Annotated in this window: 19 protein-coding genes; 13 read left to right on the top strand and 6 right to left on the bottom strand. The window is 73.9% G+C overall.

Translation table 11 applies throughout. The features are described 5' to 3' along the window. Positions 1-181: 181 nt before the first annotated feature. From SM450_RS11205 to SM450_RS11190, 4 genes are read left to right on the top strand one after another with little or no spacing between them, the layout of a single operon-like run. Positions 182-1,102: an ABC transporter permease gene (locus SM450_RS11205; protein WP_474619655.1), complete on the top strand. Its 921-nt coding sequence runs from the start codon at positions 182-184 to the stop codon at positions 1,100-1,102. Beyond that, positions 1,099-2,019, top strand: a complete 921-nt coding sequence (locus tag SM450_RS11200; protein WP_474619636.1) for a carbohydrate ABC transporter permease — start codon at positions 1,099-1,101, stop codon at positions 2,017-2,019. The genes SM450_RS11205 and SM450_RS11200 overlap by 4 nt, the downstream gene beginning before the upstream one ends. A gap of 57 nt (positions 2,020-2,076) precedes the next feature. Continuing rightward, the gene (locus SM450_RS11195) at positions 2,077-2,619 is read left to right on the top strand and encodes a GNAT family N-acetyltransferase (protein WP_474619635.1); all 543 of its coding nucleotides are present in this window, start codon (positions 2,077-2,079) and stop codon (positions 2,617-2,619) included. Between the two features lie 38 nt (positions 2,620-2,657). Further along, positions 2,658-3,068: a type II toxin-antitoxin system Phd/YefM family antitoxin gene (locus tag SM450_RS11190; RefSeq protein WP_474619634.1), complete on the top strand. Its 411-nt coding sequence runs from the start codon at positions 2,658-2,660 to the stop codon at positions 3,066-3,068. Between the two features lie 45 nt (positions 3,069-3,113). Here SM450_RS11190 and pgi read toward each other — a convergent pair whose 3' ends face one another. Next, positions 3,114-4,748, bottom strand: a complete 1,635-nt coding sequence (pgi, locus tag SM450_RS11185; protein ID WP_474619633.1) for a glucose-6-phosphate isomerase — start codon at positions 4,746-4,748, stop codon at positions 3,114-3,116. 227 nt (positions 4,749-4,975) lie between these two features. Here pgi and SM450_RS11180 point away from each other — a divergent pair, with 227 nt between their 5' ends. The 5 genes from SM450_RS11180 to SM450_RS11160 all read left to right on the top strand — a co-directional run bounded on the left by SM450_RS11180 (position 4,976) and on the right by SM450_RS11160 (position 10,813). Further along, the gene (locus SM450_RS11180) at positions 4,976-6,916 is read left to right on the top strand and encodes an ABC transporter ATP-binding protein (RefSeq protein ID WP_474619632.1); all 1,941 of its coding nucleotides are present in this window, start codon (positions 4,976-4,978) and stop codon (positions 6,914-6,916) included. 85 nt (positions 6,917-7,001) lie between these two features. Continuing rightward, positions 7,002-8,051 carry an aldo/keto reductase gene (locus SM450_RS11175; RefSeq protein WP_474619631.1) on the top strand — a complete coding sequence of 350 codons (1,050 nt, stop codon included), beginning with the start codon at positions 7,002-7,004 and terminating at the stop codon, positions 8,049-8,051. Positions 8,052-8,185: 134 nt separating this feature from the next. Further along, the gene (locus SM450_RS11170; protein WP_474619630.1) at positions 8,186-8,734 is read left to right on the top strand and encodes an RNA 2'-phosphotransferase; all 549 of its coding nucleotides are present in this window, start codon (positions 8,186-8,188) and stop codon (positions 8,732-8,734) included. A gap of 87 nt (positions 8,735-8,821) precedes the next feature. Then, on the top strand, positions 8,822-9,709 hold the full coding sequence (locus SM450_RS11165; RefSeq protein WP_474619629.1) for a helix-turn-helix transcriptional regulator: 888 nt from the start codon (positions 8,822-8,824) through the stop codon (positions 9,707-9,709). A 114-nt stretch (positions 9,710-9,823) separates the two neighbouring features. After that, on the top strand, positions 9,824-10,813 hold the full coding sequence (locus SM450_RS11160; RefSeq protein WP_474619628.1) for an SMP-30/gluconolactonase/LRE family protein: 990 nt from the start codon (positions 9,824-9,826) through the stop codon (positions 10,811-10,813). Positions 10,814-11,001: 188 nt separating this feature from the next. Here SM450_RS11160 and SM450_RS11155 read toward each other — a convergent pair whose 3' ends face one another. From SM450_RS11155 to SM450_RS11140, 4 genes are all read right to left on the bottom strand, one after another. Next, positions 11,002-11,511, bottom strand: a complete 510-nt coding sequence (locus tag SM450_RS11155) for an NUDIX domain-containing protein (RefSeq protein ID WP_474619627.1) — start codon at positions 11,509-11,511, stop codon at positions 11,002-11,004. Positions 11,512-11,650: 139 nt separating this feature from the next. After that, positions 11,651-12,211, bottom strand: a complete 561-nt coding sequence (locus tag SM450_RS11150; protein WP_474619626.1) for an NADAR family protein — start codon at positions 12,209-12,211, stop codon at positions 11,651-11,653. 108 nt (positions 12,212-12,319) lie between these two features. Beyond that, the gene (locus SM450_RS11145) at positions 12,320-12,967 is read right to left on the bottom strand and encodes an SRPBCC family protein (protein ID WP_474619625.1); all 648 of its coding nucleotides are present in this window, start codon (positions 12,965-12,967) and stop codon (positions 12,320-12,322) included. Beyond that, positions 12,964-13,329: an ArsR/SmtB family transcription factor gene (locus tag SM450_RS11140; RefSeq protein WP_474619624.1), complete on the bottom strand. Its 366-nt coding sequence runs from the start codon at positions 13,327-13,329 to the stop codon at positions 12,964-12,966. Before SM450_RS11140 ends, SM450_RS11145 begins: the two co-directional genes overlap by 4 nt. A gap of 84 nt (positions 13,330-13,413) precedes the next feature. Here SM450_RS11140 and SM450_RS11135 point away from each other — a divergent pair, with 84 nt between their 5' ends. From SM450_RS11135 to SM450_RS11120, 4 genes are read left to right on the top strand one after another with little or no spacing between them, the layout of a single operon-like run. After that, a complete protein-coding gene (locus SM450_RS11135; protein ID WP_474619623.1) occupies positions 13,414-14,100 on the top strand; it encodes a response regulator transcription factor in 687 nt (228 codons plus the stop codon). After that, positions 14,097-15,455: a sensor histidine kinase gene (locus SM450_RS11130; RefSeq protein WP_474619622.1), complete on the top strand. Its 1,359-nt coding sequence runs from the start codon at positions 14,097-14,099 to the stop codon at positions 15,453-15,455. The genes SM450_RS11135 and SM450_RS11130 overlap by 4 nt, the downstream gene beginning before the upstream one ends. 55 nt (positions 15,456-15,510) lie before the next feature. Beyond that, positions 15,511-16,224: an LmeA family phospholipid-binding protein gene (locus tag SM450_RS11125; protein WP_474619621.1), complete on the top strand. Its 714-nt coding sequence runs from the start codon at positions 15,511-15,513 to the stop codon at positions 16,222-16,224. After that, on the top strand, positions 16,224-18,503 hold the full coding sequence (locus tag SM450_RS11120; RefSeq protein ID WP_474619620.1) for an MMPL family transporter: 2,280 nt from the start codon (positions 16,224-16,226) through the stop codon (positions 18,501-18,503). Before SM450_RS11125 ends, SM450_RS11120 begins: the two co-directional genes overlap by 1 nt. A gap of 21 nt (positions 18,504-18,524) precedes the next feature. On the opposite strand, the gene SM450_RS11115 is transcribed toward SM450_RS11120, so the two are convergent. After that, a complete protein-coding gene (locus SM450_RS11115; RefSeq protein ID WP_474619619.1) occupies positions 18,525-19,187 on the bottom strand; it encodes a peptidoglycan recognition protein family protein in 663 nt (220 codons plus the stop codon). Between the last annotated feature and the right edge of the window lie 2 nt (positions 19,188-19,189).

The raw sequence follows: 19,189 nt of genomic DNA, 5'->3' as shown, positions 1-19,189 counted from the left end.
GGCATTGCGGCCACGCCGGAGGACCCGGCGCCTGTCGACGGCGCGCCGGCCCACCCGGTGCAGATCTGCCGGGCCAGGCAGGGCCGCTGACACCGGCGGGGCGGGGGGGGGGGGCCCGGGGGGGCCCCCCCCCGACGACCCGGCCCCACCGGTACGCGCGGCCCGCCGTCGCCGGGTGCCGCTGGGCACCCGGCTGCGCCGCGACTGGCAACTGCTGGCCATGGTGGCGCCCGGCTTCGGGATCCTGCTTGTCTTCAGCTACCTGCCGATCGCCGGCAACGTCATCGCGTTCCAGGACTACAACCCCTACCTGGGCGACAACCCCTGGCAGGCGTTCACGCACAGCAACTGGATCGGCTTCGGCCAGTTCCAGCTCCTCTTCGACGACCCGGCCTTCTGGGACGCCTTGCGCAACACGCTCGCCATCACCGCGTTCCAACTCGTGTTCTTCTTCCCGCTGCCGATCCTGCTGGCGGTCATGCTGCACAACCTGCTCTCCAGCCGGCTGCGCGGCTTCGTCCAGACCGTCGTCTACCTGCCGCACTTCTTCAGCTGGGTGCTTGTGGTCAGCTTCTTCGTCGCCATGCTCGGCGGCGCCGGGCTGCTGGCGCAGACCATGCGCGACGCCGGCATGCAGCCGTGGAACGTGATGACCAACCCGGACACGTTCATCGTCCTGGTCACCGCCGAGGCGGTGTGGAAGGACGTGGGCTGGGGCACCATCGTCTTCCTGGCCGCGTTGTCCACCATCGACCAGAACCTCTACGAGGCGGCAGCCGCGGACGGCGCCGGGCGGTGGCGGCGGCTGTGGCACATCACGCTGCCCGGCCTGCGTCCGGTGATCGTCCTGCTGCTCATCCTGCGCCTGGGCGACGCGCTCTCGGTCGGCTTCGAGCAGTTCCTGCTGCAACGCGACGCGGTCGGCCGGCAGGCCGCCGAGGTGCTCGACACGTTCGTCTACCACTTCTCCATCGCCACCGGAAACTACGGCTACGGCGCGGCGGCCGGGCTGTTCAAAGCCGTCATCGGCCTCGTGCTGATCCTGGCCGCGAACCGGGTGGCGCACATGCTCGGCGAGCGAGGGGTCTACTCGAAGTCATGACCGTGCTCACCCGCCGGCCGCCCGGCGCCCGCGCCCGCCGCCCGGCCTGGGAGGAGCCCCCGACCCCGGTCGGTCAGGGGTTCAAGGCCGTCCTGCTCACGCTGCTTGTGCTCGGGGTGCTCTTCCCGCTCTGGGTGGTGCTTGTGACAAGCCTCTCCTCCCGGCAGACCATCGCCGACGCCGGCGGCATGGTGGTCGTGCCGAAAGGCATCGACACCTCGGCCTACCAGACCATCCTCGCCGGTGGCGCGGTCACCTGGGCACTGTGGATCAGCACCCTTGTCACCATCTGCGGCACCGCGATCGCGCTCACCGTCACGGTGCTGGCCGCGTACGGGCTGTCCCGGCCGGGGTCGCTCGGGCACCGCTGGCTGCTCGCCTACTTCCTGCTCCCGTTCCTGGTCTACCCGCCGCTCGTGCCCCGCTATCTGGTGGTCACCGGGCTGGGGCTCAAGGACACCATCTGGGCGCTGGTCCTGCCGCCAGCGATCAGCGTGTTCAACCTCGTCGTGGTGCGCGGCTTCTTCCAGGGCATCCCGCAGGAACTGCTGGACAGCGCCCGCATCGACGGGGCCAGCGACTTCCGTACCCTGGGTCGGATCGTGCTGCCGCTGTCCCGCGCGGTCATCGCCGTGGTCGGCCTCTTCTACGCGGTCAGCTACTGGAACGTCTGGTTCGACGCGCTGCTGTTCATCGACCGCAACGACATGTACCCGATCCAGCGGGTGCTCCAGAGCTACCTGCTGGCCGGGCAGGCGCCGCACACCGCCGGCGGCACCACCGGGGTGAACATGCCGCCGACCGAGGCGGTCAAGATGGCGGTGGTGGTGCTGACCGTCGCGCCGATCGTCGCGGTCTACCCGTTCGTCCAGCGACACTTCATCAAGGGCGTGCTGATCGGCGCGGTCAAGGGCTGAGCGGTCGGCGCGCCGGGCGGTCGGGCTTTCCGGACGCCCGGCCGGTACGTTGCACAGATGTTCGCGATCGCGCTTACCGACGACGCCGAGCTGCGGCCACTTCAGCCGTGGCACGCCGACGAGTTCCTCGCCAACCTGGACCGCTGCCGGGAGCACATCGCCCCCTGGGTCGGCGCGTCCTTCGTGGCCACCGACGCCGACTCGGCCCGCCGGGTGTTGCAGAACTACGCCGACCGCTGGGCCCGCGACGACGGTGGCATCTGGGGCATCTGGCAGGGCGGCACGCTCGTCGGGGGAGTGCTGCTGGTGTCGCTGAGCACCGCGCGCGGGGTCTGCGAGGCCGGCTGCTGGCTGGAGGCGGAGGCCGAGGGGCAGGGCCTGGTCACCCGCGCCGCCCGGCTGGTCATCGACTGGGCGGTCGTCGAGCGCGGCATCCACCGCGTCGAGTGGGTGACCCGGGCCGGGAACGAGCGCAGCATCGCGGTCGCCCGGCGGCTCGGCATGCGCCGCGACGGCGTGCTCCGGGGGGCCGCGCCGACGCCCGAGGGCCGGGCCGACATGGAGGTCTGGTCGGTGCTGGCGCCGGAGTGGACCGCCTGAGGCGAATTCTTGTCACACCCGGACGTCAACATGTGTCCATGGCTGTTCCCGCACTGGCCGACCGGTCCCCGCAGCCGCGCGCCCTGCCGCTGCGCGAGGTCCGCACCCGGCTCACCCAGCTCGTCTCCCTGGCCGAGCTGACCGACACCGTCACCCTCGTCACCCGCGACGGCGACCCCCGCCCGATCGCCGCGATCGTGCCCGCCCCGGCCGCCCGCACCGGCGCCCAGGCCCGGGCCGACGCGGATCGGATCGCCGCGGTCAGCGCCGGCTGGGCCCGCCGCCTGGAGGACCTGCACCGGCAGTCCAGCCGGCGGCACGCCGCCGAGCTGCGGGCGCTCACCGACGCGCTCGCCGAGGCGTGGGCCGAGCTGGAGCGACGCGCGCCGGCCGGCGATCCGGCGCTCACCCGGCTCCGCGCCGCCCACGCCGACCTGCTGCGCCCCTGACCCGCCGTCTCCGACCGCCTTCGGCCGGAGACGGCGGACGCGGGGTCAGCTCCGGCCGCGTTCGGCGCGGTAGCGGCGGATCAGCTCGGCGGTGGAGGTGTCCACCTCCGCGAGGTCCGGGTCGGGCCCGGTGAGCTTCGGCGCGAGCTGGTTGGCCATCACCTTGCCCAACTCCACGCCCCACTGGTCGAAGGCATTGATGTCCCAGACCGCCGCCTCGGTGAAGACGATGTGCTCGTAGAGCGCGATGAGCTGGCCAAGCGTCGCCGGGGTGAGCTTCGGGGCCAGGATCGAGGTGGTCGGGTGGTTGCCCGCCATCACCCGGTGCGGCACCACGTCGGCCGCGGTGCCCTCGGCCTCCACCTGCTCGCGGGTCCGCCCGAAGGCCAACGCGGCGGTCTGGGCGAAGAAGTTCGACATGAACAGGTCGTGCATGTCGCCCAGGTCGTGGTTGGGGTGGCTGAACGCGATGAAGTCCGCCGGGATCAGCCGCGTGCCCTGGTGGATGAGCTGATAGAAGGCGTGCTGACCGTTGGTGCCGGGCTCACCCCAGAAGATCTCCCCGGTCGGGTACGTCACAGGTGAGCCGTCGACGCGCACCGACTTGCCGTTGCTCTCCATGGTCAACTGCTGGAGGTACGCCGGGAACCGGTGCAGGTACTGCGCGTACGGCAGCACGGCGTGGGTCTCCGCGCCGAGGAAGTCCGTGTACCAGACGTTCAGCAGGCCGAGCAGCGCCGGCACGTTGCGCTCGACCGGGCTGGCGCGGAAGTGCTCGTCGACGGCGTGGTAGCCGGCAAGCATCTCGCGGAACCGGTCCGGGCCGACCGCCAGCATCACCGACAGCCCGACCGCCGACGGCAGCGAGTATCGCCCGCCCACCCAGTCCCAGAAGCCGAACATGTTCTCCGGGTCGATGCCGAAGTCGCGGACCCGCTGCTCGTTGGTGCTTACCGCGACGAAGTGCCGGGCGACCGCGTCGTCGTCGGCGTCGAGCCCGGCGAGCAGCCAGCGCCGTGCCTGGTCGGCGTTGGCGAGCGTCTCCTGCGTGGAGAAGGTCTTCGAGACCACGACGAACAGGGTGCTCGCCGGGTCCAGGTCGGCGGTCTTGTCGTGGATGTCGGTCGGGTCGATGTTCGACACGAACCGGCAACTGATCCCCGCGTCCCGGTACGCCTTCAGCGCCTCGTACGCCATCACCGGGCCGAGGTCGGAACCGCCGATGCCGATGTTGACCACGGTGGTGATCCGCTCACCGGTGTGGCCGCGCCACGCGCCCGTGCGCACCCGGTCGGCGAACGCCGACATCCGGTCCAGCACGGCGTGCACGTCGGCGACGACGTCCTGGCCGTCGACGGTGAGCGAGGCGTCCCGGGGCAGGCGCAGCGCGGTGTGCAGCACGGCCCGGTCCTCGGTGACGTTGATGTGCCGGCCGGCGAACATGGCCGCGATCTTCCCGGTCAGGCCGACCCGCTCGGCGAGCGCGGCGAGCAGCGCGACCGTCTCGTCGGTGACCAGGTTCTTGCTGTAGTCCACGTGCAGGTCGGCGACCTCGCCGGTGAGCCGTTCGCCCCGCTGCCCGTCGGCGGCGAAGAGCTCACGCAGGTGGGTGCCGCGCATCGCCTCGGCGTGCTTGCGCAGCGCCTGCCATTCGTCGGTGGTGGTGACGTCCACAGCCATCGGGTCGATCTTCTCCTTCACGACGGGCGGTCGGCGGGCGTCCGCCCACGACCCCACAAGCCTGCCACCCGCGGCCGGCCACCGCGACGCGACCCGCGTCGCGGTGGCCGGCGCGCCTCCGGTCGCGACACGCGGTTGGGACAACTGTTCGACACGCCGACTACTGGCTGACAGTCCACGATCGCGGAAAGTAAGATCCTGCTGCTCGATCACACGCGGGAGGTGCCATGGCCGGCGTCGTCCACCCTCGTCCCCCGTCCGACCCGGAGGAAGCGGTCGGGGAGTCGGCCCTGCCGGAGCTCGTCGATCCGCACTGGATGCACCGCGCCACCGAGCTGGCCCACACCGGCTTCTGGTCGGTGGCGCGCCGGTTGCCCGCGCTTGTCCGCGAGGCGACAAGCCTGGCCTGGTCGACCAGCCGGCGGGACACCGCGGCGTCGCTCGGCCTCAACGTCGCCGCCGGCGTGCTCACCACGCTCGGTCTGCTCGCCACCACAGGCGTGCTCCAGCAGCTCTTCGCGGCCGGACCGACCCCGGCGCGGATCCGGGCGGCGCTGCCCGCCCTGGCGGTGGCCGCGGCGGCCGTCACCGGGCGCGGCGCGCTCACCGTCGCCGCCGGGTGGGCGCAGGCCCGGCTCATCCCGCAGATCAACTTCGCGGTGGAGCGGCGGCTGTTCGAGACCACCTCCGAGGTCGAGCTGGCGGCCTTCGACGACGCCGGCTTCGCCGAGGAGATGGACCGCGCCCGCGACCGCGGGCTGGTCGAGGCCGGGGCCCTGGTCAACGACACGGTCAACCTGGTCACCGGCGTGGTCGGCGTGGTCGCCACCGGCGCGGCGGTGACCATCATCCACCCGTTGCTGCTGCCCTGCCTGCTGGTCGCCGCAGCGCCGGAGGCGGTGACGGCGGTGCGGATGGCCCGCCGCCAACACGTCGACTGGCTGGCCCGGATCACCCGCCGCCGCCGCAAGTGGATGCTCGGCGACCTGATGGCCAACCGGCACACCGCGGCCGAGGTCCGCGCCTACCAGATGCGTGATTTCCTGCTCTCGGAATACCGCCTGATGACGCGCCTGGAGACGCGGGCCGAACTGCGCCTGGCCCGCGCGCAGACGATCACCCGGGGAATCGGGTTGTCCGTCACCGGGATCGCCACGTTCGGGCTCTACCTGGTGCTGGGCGCGCTGCTGACCGGCGGCGTGGTCGCCCTCGCCGCCGCGGCCACCGCGCTGCTCGCTCTGCAGTCCGCGCGCGGCAACCTGCGCACCGCGATCTTCGCCACCAACTCGCTCTACGAGGACGCCCTCTACTACCAGGACTACCGCGACTTCCTCGACCGGGCCGGGCGGCGGATCCCGGCCGGCGGCGACCGGCCGGTCGACGGGTTCGACCGGATGGACCTCGACCGGGTCAGCATGCGCTACCCGGACACCGACGGCGCCGCCGTCGACGAGGTCAGCCTCACCATCAGGCGCGGCGAGGTGGTCGCGCTGGTGGGCGAGAACGGCTCCGGCAAGACCACGCTCGCGAAGCTGATCGCCGGCCTCTACCGGCCCACCGGCGGCACGATCCGCTGGGACGGGGTGGACGCCGCCGAACTGGACCCGCGCCAGGTCGCCGCCCAGGTCGCGGTGATGAGCCAGGAATGGTGGAAGTTCCCGTTCACCGCCCGGCAGAACATCCGCGTCGGCCGCCACGACCGGGCCGGCCGGCCCGGCCCCAGCGTGGAGGCCGCCGCCCGGGACGCCGCCGCGCACGACATGATCAGCGAGCTGCCGTTCGGGTACGACACGCTGCTGGACCGGGAGTTCAAGGACGGCCAGGACCTGTCCGGCGGGCAGTGGCAGCGGCTGGTGGCCGCGCGCGGCCTCTACCGCGACGCCCGGCTGCTGGTCTGCGACGAGCCCTCCGCGGCGCTCGACGCGCGCGCCGAGCACGCTCTCTTCCAGCACCTGCGCCGGCACCCGGACCGGGCCGTCGTGCTGATCACCCACCGGTTGGCCAACGTCAGGCACGCCGACCGGATCTTCGTGCTTGACCACGGCCGCCTGGTGCAGTCCGGCGACCACGACACCCTGATGACCCAGGACGGCCCCTACCGGGAGCTGTTCGAGTTGCAGGCGGCCGGCTACCTGGCCGGCGCCGGCGGGCCGGCTGCCGACCGTTGACCGTTGACCTCCAGCGCACTCGAACCCCTACCGTGACCGGACCGGCCGCCGCCCGGTCAGTGCGGCGTCACCCCCTGGAGTTCCCATGCGCTACCGCGTCCTCGGCGGCACCGGCATCGAGGTCAGCGTCCACTGTCTCGGCACCATGATGTTCGGCGCGGTCGGCAACCCCGACCACGACGACTGCGTGCGGATCGTGCACGCGGCGCTGGACCACGGCGTCAACATGGTGGACACCGCCGACATGTACTCGGCGGGGGAGTCCGAGGTGATCGTCGGCAAGGCGCTGCGCGGCCGGCGTGACGACGTGGTGCTCGCCACCAAGGTGCACTTCCCGATGGGGGAGGGCCCCAACCGGGGCGGCAACTCGCGGCGCTGGATCGTCCACGAGGTCGAGGAGAGCCTGCGCCGGTTGGGCACCGACTGGATCGACCTCTACCAGGTCCACCGGCCCGACCACACCACAGACGTCGAGGAGACCCTCGGCGCGCTCACCGACCTGGTCCGCGCCGGCAAGATCCGCGCCTTCGGCTGCTCGACCTACCCGGCCGACGAGATCGTGGAGGCGCAACACGTCGCCGAGCGGCGGGCGCTCGGCCGGTTCCGCACCGAGCAGCCGCCATACTCCATCCTGGCGCGCGGGATCGAGACGTCGGTGCTGCCGGTCTGCCACCGTTACCGGATGGGCGTGCTGGTCTGGAGCCCGCTGGCCTCCGGCTTCCTGTCCGGGCGTTACCGGCGCGACCGGCCGGTCGACCTCACCACCGGTCGGCCGGCGCTCACCCCGGCCCGGTTCGACCCGGCGCTGCCCGGCAACGCCGCCAAGTACGCCGCCGTCGAGGAACTGGCGGCGCTCGCCGAGGGGGTCGGCTGCACGCTGCCGGAACTGGCCGTGGCGTTCACCGCGGCGCACCCGGCGGTCACCTCCACCATCATCGGACCCCGCACCATGGACCAGCTCGACGCGCTGCTCGCCGGCGCGTCGCTGACGCTCGACGACGTGGTGCTCGACCGGATCGACGAGATCGTGCCGCCCGGCACGAACCTCTACCAGCCCGACGGAGCGTGGTCCCCGCCGTCGCTCACCGATCCCGCCCTGCGCCGCCGCCCGCGCTCCGAACGCGCCGCCGCCTGACCGCGCCCACCTGCGGGGTGCCGTCCGCGCGTGCCCGCGTGCGCGGTGCCCGCCCCGCCGGTGCCGCCCGTTGAACTCGCTGCCTCTCGTTGAACCCGGTCGACGCGGGCCGGCCGAGCGCCCAGACTGTCCGGATGGAACACCGTGAGCTGGTCCGGGTGAGCAGACGGATGTCGCTTGCGCTGCGCCACCGACCCGACCGGTTCGGCCTGGCCCTCGACCGGGCCGGCTGGGCGCCGGTCGCCGACCTGCTCGCCGCGCTGCGGATCAGCCGCGCCGACCTGGACGCCGTGGTCGCCGGCAACGACAAGCAGCGTTTCGCCGTCGAACCCGGCCCGGACGGGATCGACCGGGTCCGCGCCAACCAGGGGCACTCCGTTCCGGTCGACCTCGGTCTTACCCCGGCCGTGCCGCCGGGCCGGCTCTTCCACGGCACCGGCGAGGCCGTGCTGGCCGCCATCCGGGCCGAGGGGCTGCGCCGGGGCCGTCGACACCACGTACACCTGTCGCCGGATGTGGCGACGGCCCGGCGGGTCGGCGCGCGGCGCGAGGGCGCGGTGGTGGTGTTGTCGGTCGACGCCGCCGCGATGGTCGAGCACGGCCACCTGTTCTACCGCTCCGCGAACGGGGTGTGGCTCACCGACACGGTCCCGCCGGCCTACCTGACGGTCAGCACGCCGTGACCGGGGTGCGCCGGGCTGCCTCGCCACCCGGTGCCTACCCCTGGCAGGGAGTGGTTGGCGCGGTCGGGGCTCGACATACTTCGAGTCATGAACGCGAGAGGACAGCTCGGCGACTTCCTCCAGGCCCGGCGCGCCCAGCTACGGCCGGAGGACACCGGCGTGGCGACGTACGGTGAGCGGCGCCGGGTCCGGGGGCTGCGCCGGGAGGAACTGGCCCTGCTGGCCGGGGTGAGCGTGTCGTACTACTCCCGGTTGGAGCAGGGGCAGGCCGTGAACGCCTCACCCGAGGTGCTCGACGCGCTCGCCCGGGCGCTGCGGCTCGACGACGCGGAACGCCGTCACCTGGGCGAGCTGGCGGCCGGCACCCGCCGCCGGCCCGCCGCGCGCCGCCCGGCCCCGGAGCGGGTGAGCCCGGCGGTCCGCCAGCTCGTCGCGACGCTCGGCGACGTGCCCGTGGTGGTGCTCGGTTACCGCGCCGACGTGCTGGCGTGGAACACCGCGGGTCATGCCCTGTTCGCCGGTCACCTGGCTCCGGAGATCCCGGAGCGACCGCACCAGCCCCCGAACATGGCCCGGCTGGTGTTCCTGGACGCGCACACCCGCGACCTGTACGCGGACTGGCCCAGCAAGGCCCGCGCGGTGGTGGCGACGCTGCGGATGGCCTCCGGACAGAACCCGGACGACCCGCTGATGCCCGCGCTCGTCGGCGAGTTGACGGTACGGAGTCCGGAGTTCGCCGCGATGTGGGCCGACCACCGGGTGAAGGCCGGCGGCGACAGCGTCTACCGGATGCGGCACCCGCTCGTCGGCGCGATGGACGTGACGCAGCAGACCCTGCGTACCGAGGACGGTCAGACCGTCGTCGTCGCCACCACCGAACCCGGCTCGGCGTCGCACGCGGCGATGACGCTGCTCGTGCACGGCGCCGTCACCACCCGTGCCGGCGCCCCGCAGCCGCCCGTCCGGCGCGGATAGCACCACCCAGATCGCTCGACACGAGGTGCTCCGCAAGGGGCGCCGGACCCGTCGTGCCCGTTTCCCACCCACCAACAGGACCGTCAGTAGGGGACAAGAATGCGGAAGAGAATGATGACCGTCGCAGTGGCTCTCGCCGCGGCCGGGTTCGGTGTCGCGGCTGTCGTGCCGTCGAGCGCCGCACCGGCCACGACCGGCCGGGCCCCGACCGTGGGGCCGGTCCGACCGTCCGCACCGCCGGTGCCGTCGCGGATCGCGGTCCACTTCGACCTGAGCAAGGGGCAGATGCCGGAGAACGTCGCCGTCGGCCCGGACGGCACCGCCTACGTCACCTTCGCAGCCGCTCGACAGGTCGCCGCCGTCACCCCGTCCGGCGGGACGCGGATCCTGGCGACCCTGCCGGCCCCCGCCGACGGCGGCGTCAACACGCCGGTGCTCGGGTTCGCGCTGACCACCGGCATCGTCCGGATGGCCGACGGTACCCTCTATTTCCTGTACGCGAGCGGCGATGCCACCTCCACCGGCCTGTACCGGCTGCGCCCCGGCGGGACCCCGCACCGCATCGCGGCCCTGCCGGCCGGCGGACTTCCCAACGGCCTGGCGTTCGACCCGGCGGCGGAGAGGTTCTACCTCACCGACTCGGTGCTCGGCACGATCTCGACCGTCGCCCTGGCGGGCGGCCGGGTCGAGGTGTGGTCCTCGGCGCCCGAACTCGCCGCGACGGGTTTCCTCGGCGCCAACGGCATCAAGGTACGCGCCGGCGCGGTGTGGGCGACGAACCTCGACCAGGGCACGCTGCTGCGCGTTCCGCTGCGGCACGGCCGGCCCGGACCTGTCCGGGTGGCGGCGACCGGCCTGGTCGGTATCGACGACTTCGCGTTCGTCGGCGCCGGTGACCACCAGGTCATCGCCACCCTGAACGGACCGAACACGGTGGTGGGCATCGACGCTGCGGGTCGTTCGCGAACGCTGCTGACCGCCGCCGACGGGCTGCAGAACCCGACCTCGGTGGCGGTGCGCGGCCGGACCGTCTACGTGCTCAGCGCCGCTTACACCACAGGCGTCGACCCCAATCTGGCACTTGCCACGCTGCCGGCCCGCTGACCGGTCCCTCGCCAGCGGTCGCACACCCGGGTCGCCCGCCGCCGTCCGATGACGGCGACGGGCGACCCGACGCTCCCGCTCACCCGTCGTTCTCACCTCAGCCGGTGCCGGCGCGGGGCTGACCGCCGCCCTCACCGCGGTGCCGGTGTCCCGGTGTTCCGGCTTGTCCCGGTGTCCAGGTGGCCCGGTCAGGCCGGGCGCTGACCGGCCAGGAAGTCGGCGAGCACCCGGGTGTGCGTGGAGAACGCCAGCTCGACCGGCTCGGTGAGCACCACCCACTCGGTCGCCTCGTCGGTCGGCGCCGACGGCGGCAGGTCCTCCACCGGCCGCTCGGGCAGCACGCCGAAGAGCATCATGGTGCCGCCGGCCGGCGCGCCGTGCACCGCGAACAGCCGCGCCGCACCGGCCTCGGCCCGCAGCCCGGTTTCCTCGCGCAGTTCGCGGACCAGCGCCTCGGACCACTCCTCGCCGTACTCGACGAAGCCGCCCGGCAACGCCAGCTCGCCCCGCGCCGGCTCGATGTCGCGGCGGACGGCCACCACGCCGAGGCCCGTGGGCGTGCGGACCGGCAGCACCGCCACCGCGACCGGCAGCGGGTTGCGCCACACCGTCTCCCCGCAGGCCGGGCAGACACGCGGCCAACCGGCGTCCGCCGGATAGGCCGCGCCGCAGAACGAGCAGTGCGAGTACGCCGTCACGCCGCAGCACGTTACCCGCCCGCATGGTTACCCGCTCGACCCGGCGGGAGCGGGTGGCGGTCGCCCGCTCGGTGCGGCGTTGTGGTCACGGGCTCGGTGCGGCGTGGTGGTCACGGGCTCGGCCGGCGTTGGGGGTTGGTCACCGGCTCGGGCCGGCCAGCGTGGCGCGCGCCTCCATCAGGGCGAAGCCGAGCAGGTTCGCGCCCCGCCAGGTCGCCGGGTCGGCGGCGCGCGGGTCGTCGGCGGCCAGGCCGATGCCCCAGACCCGGTCCGTCGGGCTCGCCTCCACAAGGACCCGCTCCCCGGTGCCGAGCAGGAACCGCCGCAACGGCTCGTGCTGGCCGAACTTGGCGACGCTGCCGGCCACCACGATCTCGTAGCGGCTGGCCGCCCACGTGGTCTCGTCGAAGCCGCGCACCCGCCGGCCGAGTGCCTTGGCCCGGTGCGGATGCGTGGCGGCGAGCACCTCTTCGGCGATCGCGTGGTCGCCGAAGAGGGTGGCCTTGTGCCACATCATCCAGTGCTCGGCGGTGGCGAACTCCCGACCGTCCACGGTGAACGCCGCCGGCCACCACTGGCTCAGGCAGCCGGCGCCGACGCTGCCGTCACGTTGCTGCCGGTGCCCCCAGAAGTGCAGGAATTTGACAGGCGCACCGGAAGCGAGCGCGACGGTCAACTCGGCGACGGATCGGATCAGCACACACGCATTCTGCCCGTCCCCACCGACATTCCCGCCCCGCCCGGGACGGGTCCGTCGAGTTAAGCGGGGCACCTTCCTCTACCGAATGCGTTAAGAAGGGGCCCCGCCTTACACCTCAGGGGTGTAGAAGGCGGTGACCCGCTCGGCTGCGGCGCGCGCCTGGTCGGCCGGGGTGCCGGCGTCCACACTTGCCGCCGTCCACCGGTCACTGGCCTCCACGACGAACCGGCGGCCCTCGTCGGAGCCCATCCATTCGGCCGCCGCGGTCGGGTCCACGCCGGCGCCGGCCGCCAGGTGTGCGGCGCCGACGTGCGAGGCGAGGCCGAGAAGCGCGAGGTCCCAGCCGATGCCGACCGCGCCCGGACCGTACTCGGCCCACCGGTTGTCGTCGACGTGCGCGACGTGTTCCAGCTCGAACCGGGTGCGGTCGGGGCCGGCCTCGCTCAGGCGGACCTCGATCCAGCTGATCTCGCCGCCGAACTCCCAGGTGGCGGCGAAGCCGTGCGGCGGGTCGCAGCGTTCGACGGTGCCTTCGGCGTTGCCCTCCAGCCGGTACCGGCCGCCGACGCTCAGGTCGCCGGAGACCGGCAGGAACCAGCGCGGGATCCGCTGCGGATCGGTGCAGGCGTCGAAGACGTCGGCGACCGGCGCGTCGTACGTCTGGGTGATGGTCAGCACCCGCGCCCGCCCGGCGGGGAGGATACGGTCGCCGATCCGGCGTTCGACGGCGCTGATCTGCCCGGTCACGTCGATCATGGGTTGGTCTTCCTCTCGTCGGTGTCGTCCTCGCGCAGTCGCCGTTCGCGGCGGCCCCGGGCCAGCTCGGTGGCGAGCGCGGCCAGCGGCGGCGCCCAGAAGCGGCGGAACCCGGCCAGCCACGCGTCGATCTCGCGAAGCGGGCCGGGGTCGACCGTGTAGAGCCGGCGGGTGCCCTCGGCCCGCACGGTGGTGAAGCCGTGCTCGCGCAGCACCTTGAGGTGCTGGGAGACGGCCGGCTGGCTGATGCCGAATTCGCGCCGGACGGTGTCGCCGAGGGCGCCGGCCGGCTGTTCGCCGTCGGCGAGCAGTTCCAGGATCCGGCGGCGGACCGGATCGCCGAGGACGTCGAAAGCGTGCACGACCCCTTTCTATCAGGCTCAGCTTATATAAGCGAGCGCTGTAATCTCATCGAATTCTCATCGAACTGTGCTCTGCTGGCCCTGATGCGTACGACGGTCCTGGTGGTCGACGACGAGCCGAACATCGTCGACATGGTGGCGACGGTGCTGCGGTTCCACGACTTCGAGGTGGTCACCGCCGGCACCGCGCGAGAGGCGGAGCGGCTGTCCGGCGAGAAGCCGCCGCACCTGGTGGTGCTGGACGTGCTGCTGCCCGACGGAGACGGCTTCGCGCTCTGCCGCCGCCTGCGCGCCGCGGGGCACCGGTTCGGCATCGTCTTCCTCACCGCGCGGGACGCGCCGCGCGACAAGATCGCCGGGCTCACCTGGGGCGGCGACGACTACGTGACCAAGCCGTTCTCGGTCGACGAGCTGGTCGCCCGGGTGCGGGCCGTGCTGCGCCGGATCGGCCCGGACGCCGACACCGGCGCCGGCCTGCTCCGCTACGCCGACCTGGAGCTGGACGAGGAAACCTGCCAGGCCCGCCGCGCCGGGCAACTGCTCGCGCTCTCGCCCACGGAGTTCAAGCTGTTGCGCTACCTGATGCTCAATCCCGGACGGGTGCTCAGCCGCACCCAGATCCTCGAGGCGGTGTGGAGCTACGACTTCGGCGGCGCGTCAAACGTGGTGGACACCTACATCGGCTACCTGCGCCGCAAGCTCGACCCGCTCGGGCCACCCCTGATCGTCACCCAACGCGGGTTCGGTTACGCGCTCCGGGCCGGCGGATGAGCCGGCTCCCGCTGCGGCGCAGCCTGCTCACCGGCATGGTGGCGCTTACCGCCGTGGCGCTGCTGGTGGCCGGCGTGGTGAGCGTCGCGGCGCTGCGGTCGTACCTCCTGGACCGGACCGACGACCAGCTCCGCGCCGGTGCGACGCTCGCCACCCAGCGGGTCGGGGCGTTGCAGGGCGAGCCCGGCGGGGTGGCCCGCGCGATCGTCGCGCCCTCCGACTACCTGGTGGAGATCCGGCACCCGGACGGCACGCTGACCCGGCTCGGCGGGTCACCGCCGGCCGTACCGTTGCTGGACCGGGCCCCCGCGCCGCCCGCCGGCGGCGCTCCGGGCCCGGCGACCACACTCGCGGACGGGGACTGGCGGGCGGTCACCGTGCGGGCCGGCGCGGCTGTCGTGCTCATCGCGCTTCCGCTGGCCCCGGTACGCGAGACGGTGCGCCGCCTGGTCCTGGTCCAGGTGGCCGGCGGCGGGACCGTGCTGGTGCTGCTCGCCGCGTTCGCCCGGGTGCTGCTGGTGCGCGGGCTGCGTCCCCTGGACCGGATCACCGACACGGCGACCGCGATCGCCGGGGGCGACCTGGACCGCCGGGTGCCGGTCGAGGGCGGTGACCGGACCGAGGTGGGTCGGTTGACCCGTGCCGTCGACGGCATGCTCGCCCGGCTCCAGTCGGCCATCGCCGCCCGGATCCGGTCCGAGGAACGGCTGCGCACCTTCGTGGCCGACGCCTCGCACGAGCTGCGTACGCCGCTGACCTCCATCCGCGGCTACCTCCACCTGCTGCGCCGGGACATGGTCGAGCCGGCGCGCCGTCCGGAGGTGCTGCGCCGGGGCGACGAGGAGGCGACCCGGATGAGCCGGATCCTCGACGACCTGCTCTACCTGGCCCGCCTGGACGCCGAGCCCCGGCTGGACCGGAGCGACGTCGACCTGGCCGAGGTGGCCCGCGAGTCGGTGGCCGACGCGCTCGCCGTGCAGCCGGGCCGCCCGTTGCGGGTCGACGCACCCGACGCGGCCCCGGTACGCGGAGACGCCGACGCGCTGCGTCAGGTGCTGGCGAACCTGCTCGCCAACGTCCGCGCGCACACCCCGGCGGGCACCCCGACCGTCGTCGAGGTGCGCCGTCGCGGCGACCGGGTGGAGGTGACGGTCCGCGACACCGGTCCCGGGATGCCGCCCGAGCTGGCCGCGCGGGCGTTCGACAGGTTCAGCCACGGCGGCGCCGGTGGCAGCGGGCTGGGGCTGGCCATCGTCGCCGAGATCGTCGCCGCGCACGGCGGCGAGCTGGGCCTGGACACCGCCGAGGGGACGGGCACGGCGGTCCGGGTCCGCCTGCCGGGGGCCGACTCTTGACGTTCTCTCATCCGGCTCCGGTCGGACGCCCAGCCGGCGCTGGTGTGCTCGCGCCATGCGAAAACTCACCCGCCGTCGGCTGCTGGCCGGGGTGGCGGTCCTGTTCCTCGTCGTGGCGGCGGTGGTCGCCGACCGGGTGACGGCCCGGCTCGTCGCCGGGCGGCTCGCCGACCGGCTCGCCTGTGCGGCCGGAGTGCCCCGGCCCTCGGTGGAGCTGTCCGGTTTCCCGGTGCTGCCGCAGGTGCTCGGCGGCCGGCTGGACCGGCTCCGGGTCGGCGTGACCGACGCCCGGGCCGGTGGCCTGCGGGTCGCCCGGGCCGACGCCGACCTGCGGAACGTCCGGTCCGGTGACGGGCCGGCGCGGATCGGCGCCGCGTCGGTGGCGGTGCTCGTCGGCTACGAGGCGCTGCCCACCGAGGCGGCGGGACGGACGCTGCGCTACCGCTACGCCGACGGGTTGCTCGGCATCGAGACGCAGATGTCGACCGTGCCGGTCACCCTGCTGGTCCGCCCGGCGCTGACCGGCGGGCGGCTCACCCTCACCCCGAACGAGGTGGAGGTGTTCGGGATCCGACGTCCGGCCGACAAGCTGCTCGACCGGCTCGGCGGAGGACCCGACCTGGGGCGTGACCTGCCGGCTCTGCCGGCCGGCCTGTCCTACCGGTCGGTGACGGCCACCGCCGACGGCCTCCTCGTCCGGATCGAGGGGCACGATCTCACCCTGCCGGCGGCCGGTGGCCGGTCCGGCGCGCGCTGTGGAGGAGCATGATGCGGGTCGACGACGGAAGCCTTGTGCACCGCGCCCTGGGCGGGCTGGGCCGGTTCTGCGCCCGCCGCCCCCGGACGGTGCTGGCGGGATGGCTGCTCCTCGCCGTCGCGCTTGTCGGCGCCGCGGCGGTTCTCGGGCGGCCGGTCGACAACGACGTGGCGCTGCCCGGCAGCGACGCCCAGCAGGCCCGGGACCTGCTCGACCGGGCCGGGTCGGGCGACGGCACGGACGGCCAGCTCGTGCTGTACGCCGACGGCGGCCGGCTCGACGACCCGGCCCGGCAGGACGCGCTCGCGCGGGTGACCCGGGAGGTCGCCGAGGTGCCCCATGTGACAGGCGTGGACGGGGTGAGCGCCGCCGCGGGCACGCTCAGCCCGGACGGGCGCACCGGCTGGCTGACCGTACGGCTCGACGTGTCGCCGCGGCAGGTGGACAAGGCGCTCGCCCGCGCGGTCACGGACGCGGCGGCGCCCGCCGGAGCGGCCGGCATCGAGGTCACCCCCGGTGGGGTGCTCGCCTCGGCGGCCGAACGCGGCGGTTCCCGCGACAGCGAGCTGCTCGGCCTGGCGGTCGCCGCGCTGGTGCTGCTGCTCGCCTTCGGTGGCCTGGTCGCCGCGGCGGTGCCACTTGTCACCGCGCTCGTCACGCTCGCGTGCGCGGTGAGCGCGGTGGGGTTGACCGGGCATCTGGTGGCGGTTCCGTCGGTGGCCGGGACGCTTGCCACCATGGTCGGTCTCGGCGTCGGCATCGACTACGCGCTGTTCCTGGTCACCCGGCACCGCCGGTTGCTGGCCGAGGGGGTGCCGGTGCCCGAGGCGGTGGCCCGCAGCGTCGCCGGCTCAGGCAGCGCGGTCGTGTTCGCCGGCGGGACCGTGGTGGTCGCCCTCGGCGGGCTGGCGGTGGCCGGCGTACCGATCCTCGGCACGCTCGGCTGGACCACCGGCCTGGTGGTGGTGGTCGCGGTGGCCGGCGCGGTGACCCTGTTGCCGGCGTTGCTGGCCCTGCTCGGGCACCGGCTCGACCGGCTGCGGATCCGCCGCCGGCGCCCGGCCCCGGCACCGCTCACCGCCGCGACCGGCCCCGCCGCCGCGACCGGCCCCGCCGCCGCGACCGGCCCCGCCGCCGCGACCGGCCCCGCCGCCGCGACCGGCCCCGCCGCCGCGACCGGCAGCGGGGAGCGGCGGATGACCGGTTGGGCTCGGCAGGCGGACCGCGTCACCCGCCGGCCGTGGCGCTGGGCGATCCTCGCGCTGCTGCTGCTCGGCGTGCTCGCCGCGCCCGCCCTCGACCTGCGGCTGGGTCAGGTCGACCCGGGGGACAGCCCGATCGGCACGGCCGGCCGGACCAGCTACGACCGCCTGGCGGCCGGGTTCGGGCCGGGCGTGAACGGGCCGTTGACAGTGGTCGCCGAGATGGAGCCGCCGGCCGGGTCCGGCGCCGACGCCCGGGTGAGCGAGCTGTCCGCCCGGGTGGCCGGCTCGGCCGGCGTCGCCCGGGTCGCCCCGGTCCGACTCGTCGACGACGGGCGGGTCGTGGTGCTTACCGCGTACCCCCGGACCGCGCCGAGTGATCCGGCGACCGCCGCGCTTGTGCGTACGCTGCGGACCGTCGGCCCGCCCGGGGCGACCGTGCACGTGGGCGGCGTGACCGCCACCCGGGTCGACCTGGCCGACCGGGTGGGGGAGCGGATGCCCCTGGTCATCGCGGTGGTGGTCGGGTTGGCCACGGTGCTGCTGTACGCGGCGTTCCGGGCGCCTGTCGTCGCGGTCAAGGCGGCGGTGATGAACCTGGTGTCGATCGGGGCCGCGTACGGCGTGCTGACCGCGGTCTTCGCCTGGGGCTGGGGCGCCGGGCTGACCGGGCTGTCCGGCCCGGTGCCGGTGGAGAGCTACCTGCCGATGATGCTGTTCGCGCTGCTCTTCGGGCTCTCCATGGACTACGAGGTGTTCCTGCTGACCGCCGTGCAGGAGTCCTGGCAGGCCACCGGCGACAACCGGGTGGCGGTCCGGGAGGGGCTGGCCGGCACCGGCCAGGTGATCACCTCGGCCGCGCTGATCATGGTGACGGTCTTCGCCGGGTTCGTGCTCCAGGACGATCCGGTGATCAAGATGTTCGGCCTCGGCATGGCGGTCGCGGTCGCGGTCGACGCCACAGTGGTCCGCGGACTGCTGGTGCCGGCCACCATGGCACTGCTCGGCCGGGCCAACTGGTGGCGGCCCACCCGGCGGCGCCGGGCCCGTGGTGTTAAGCGGGGCACCTTCCTCTACCGAATGCGTTAAGCGGGGGCCCCGCCTTACACCTCAGCCGCCGAGGCGGGTGGCGACGGTACGCCGTAGCTCGGGCAGCCGGTCGTGCAGCAGGCCGGGGCACTGTGTCGAGGCGAAGTCGCGATGGCCGTAGATCTCGGTGGGTGCGATGCCGTACTGCTGACAGGTGAACGCGCAGAACCAGACCAGGCTGTCCCAGAGCGCCTGCGGCGGCTGGACGTCGAGGTAGATGCCGTCGTTCTCGATGCCGATGGCCTGGCTGTTCTGCCCGACGCAGTGCGCGCCCTGCACCATGCTCTGCCCGTGCAGCAGCCCGTACAGGCTGCCGTGCCGGCCCTCGGTCAGGTGGCCGCCCCGGCTGTTGGTGAAGTGCTGGCCGGAGTCGAGCCACCCGTTGGAGTCCATGTGCAGGTCCTGGATGTCGCGGGAGTTCCGGTAGGCCTGGGCGAGGCTGTAGTCGGTCGTGTTCGGGAACGCGGTGTGATGAATGATGATCTTGTTGGGGCGGCTGGACACCACGCTCACCGGCGACGAGGGCGGGCGGGCGCCCCAGGTCGCGCAGTTGGCGATGGTCGGCTGGTCGACCCGGGCCGCGGCGGCCCGCGCCGCCGGACCGCCGCCGGCAGGGGCGAGCGCGCCGGCGCCGAGCAGGACCGCGCCGCGCAGCACGGCCCGCCGGGGGAGTGGAACGGACATCG

The organism is Micromonospora marincola (genome assembly GCF_056150385.1).
Note: the sequence above shows the minus strand (reverse complement) of the source record. Positions and strands in the feature narration are given on the sequence as shown.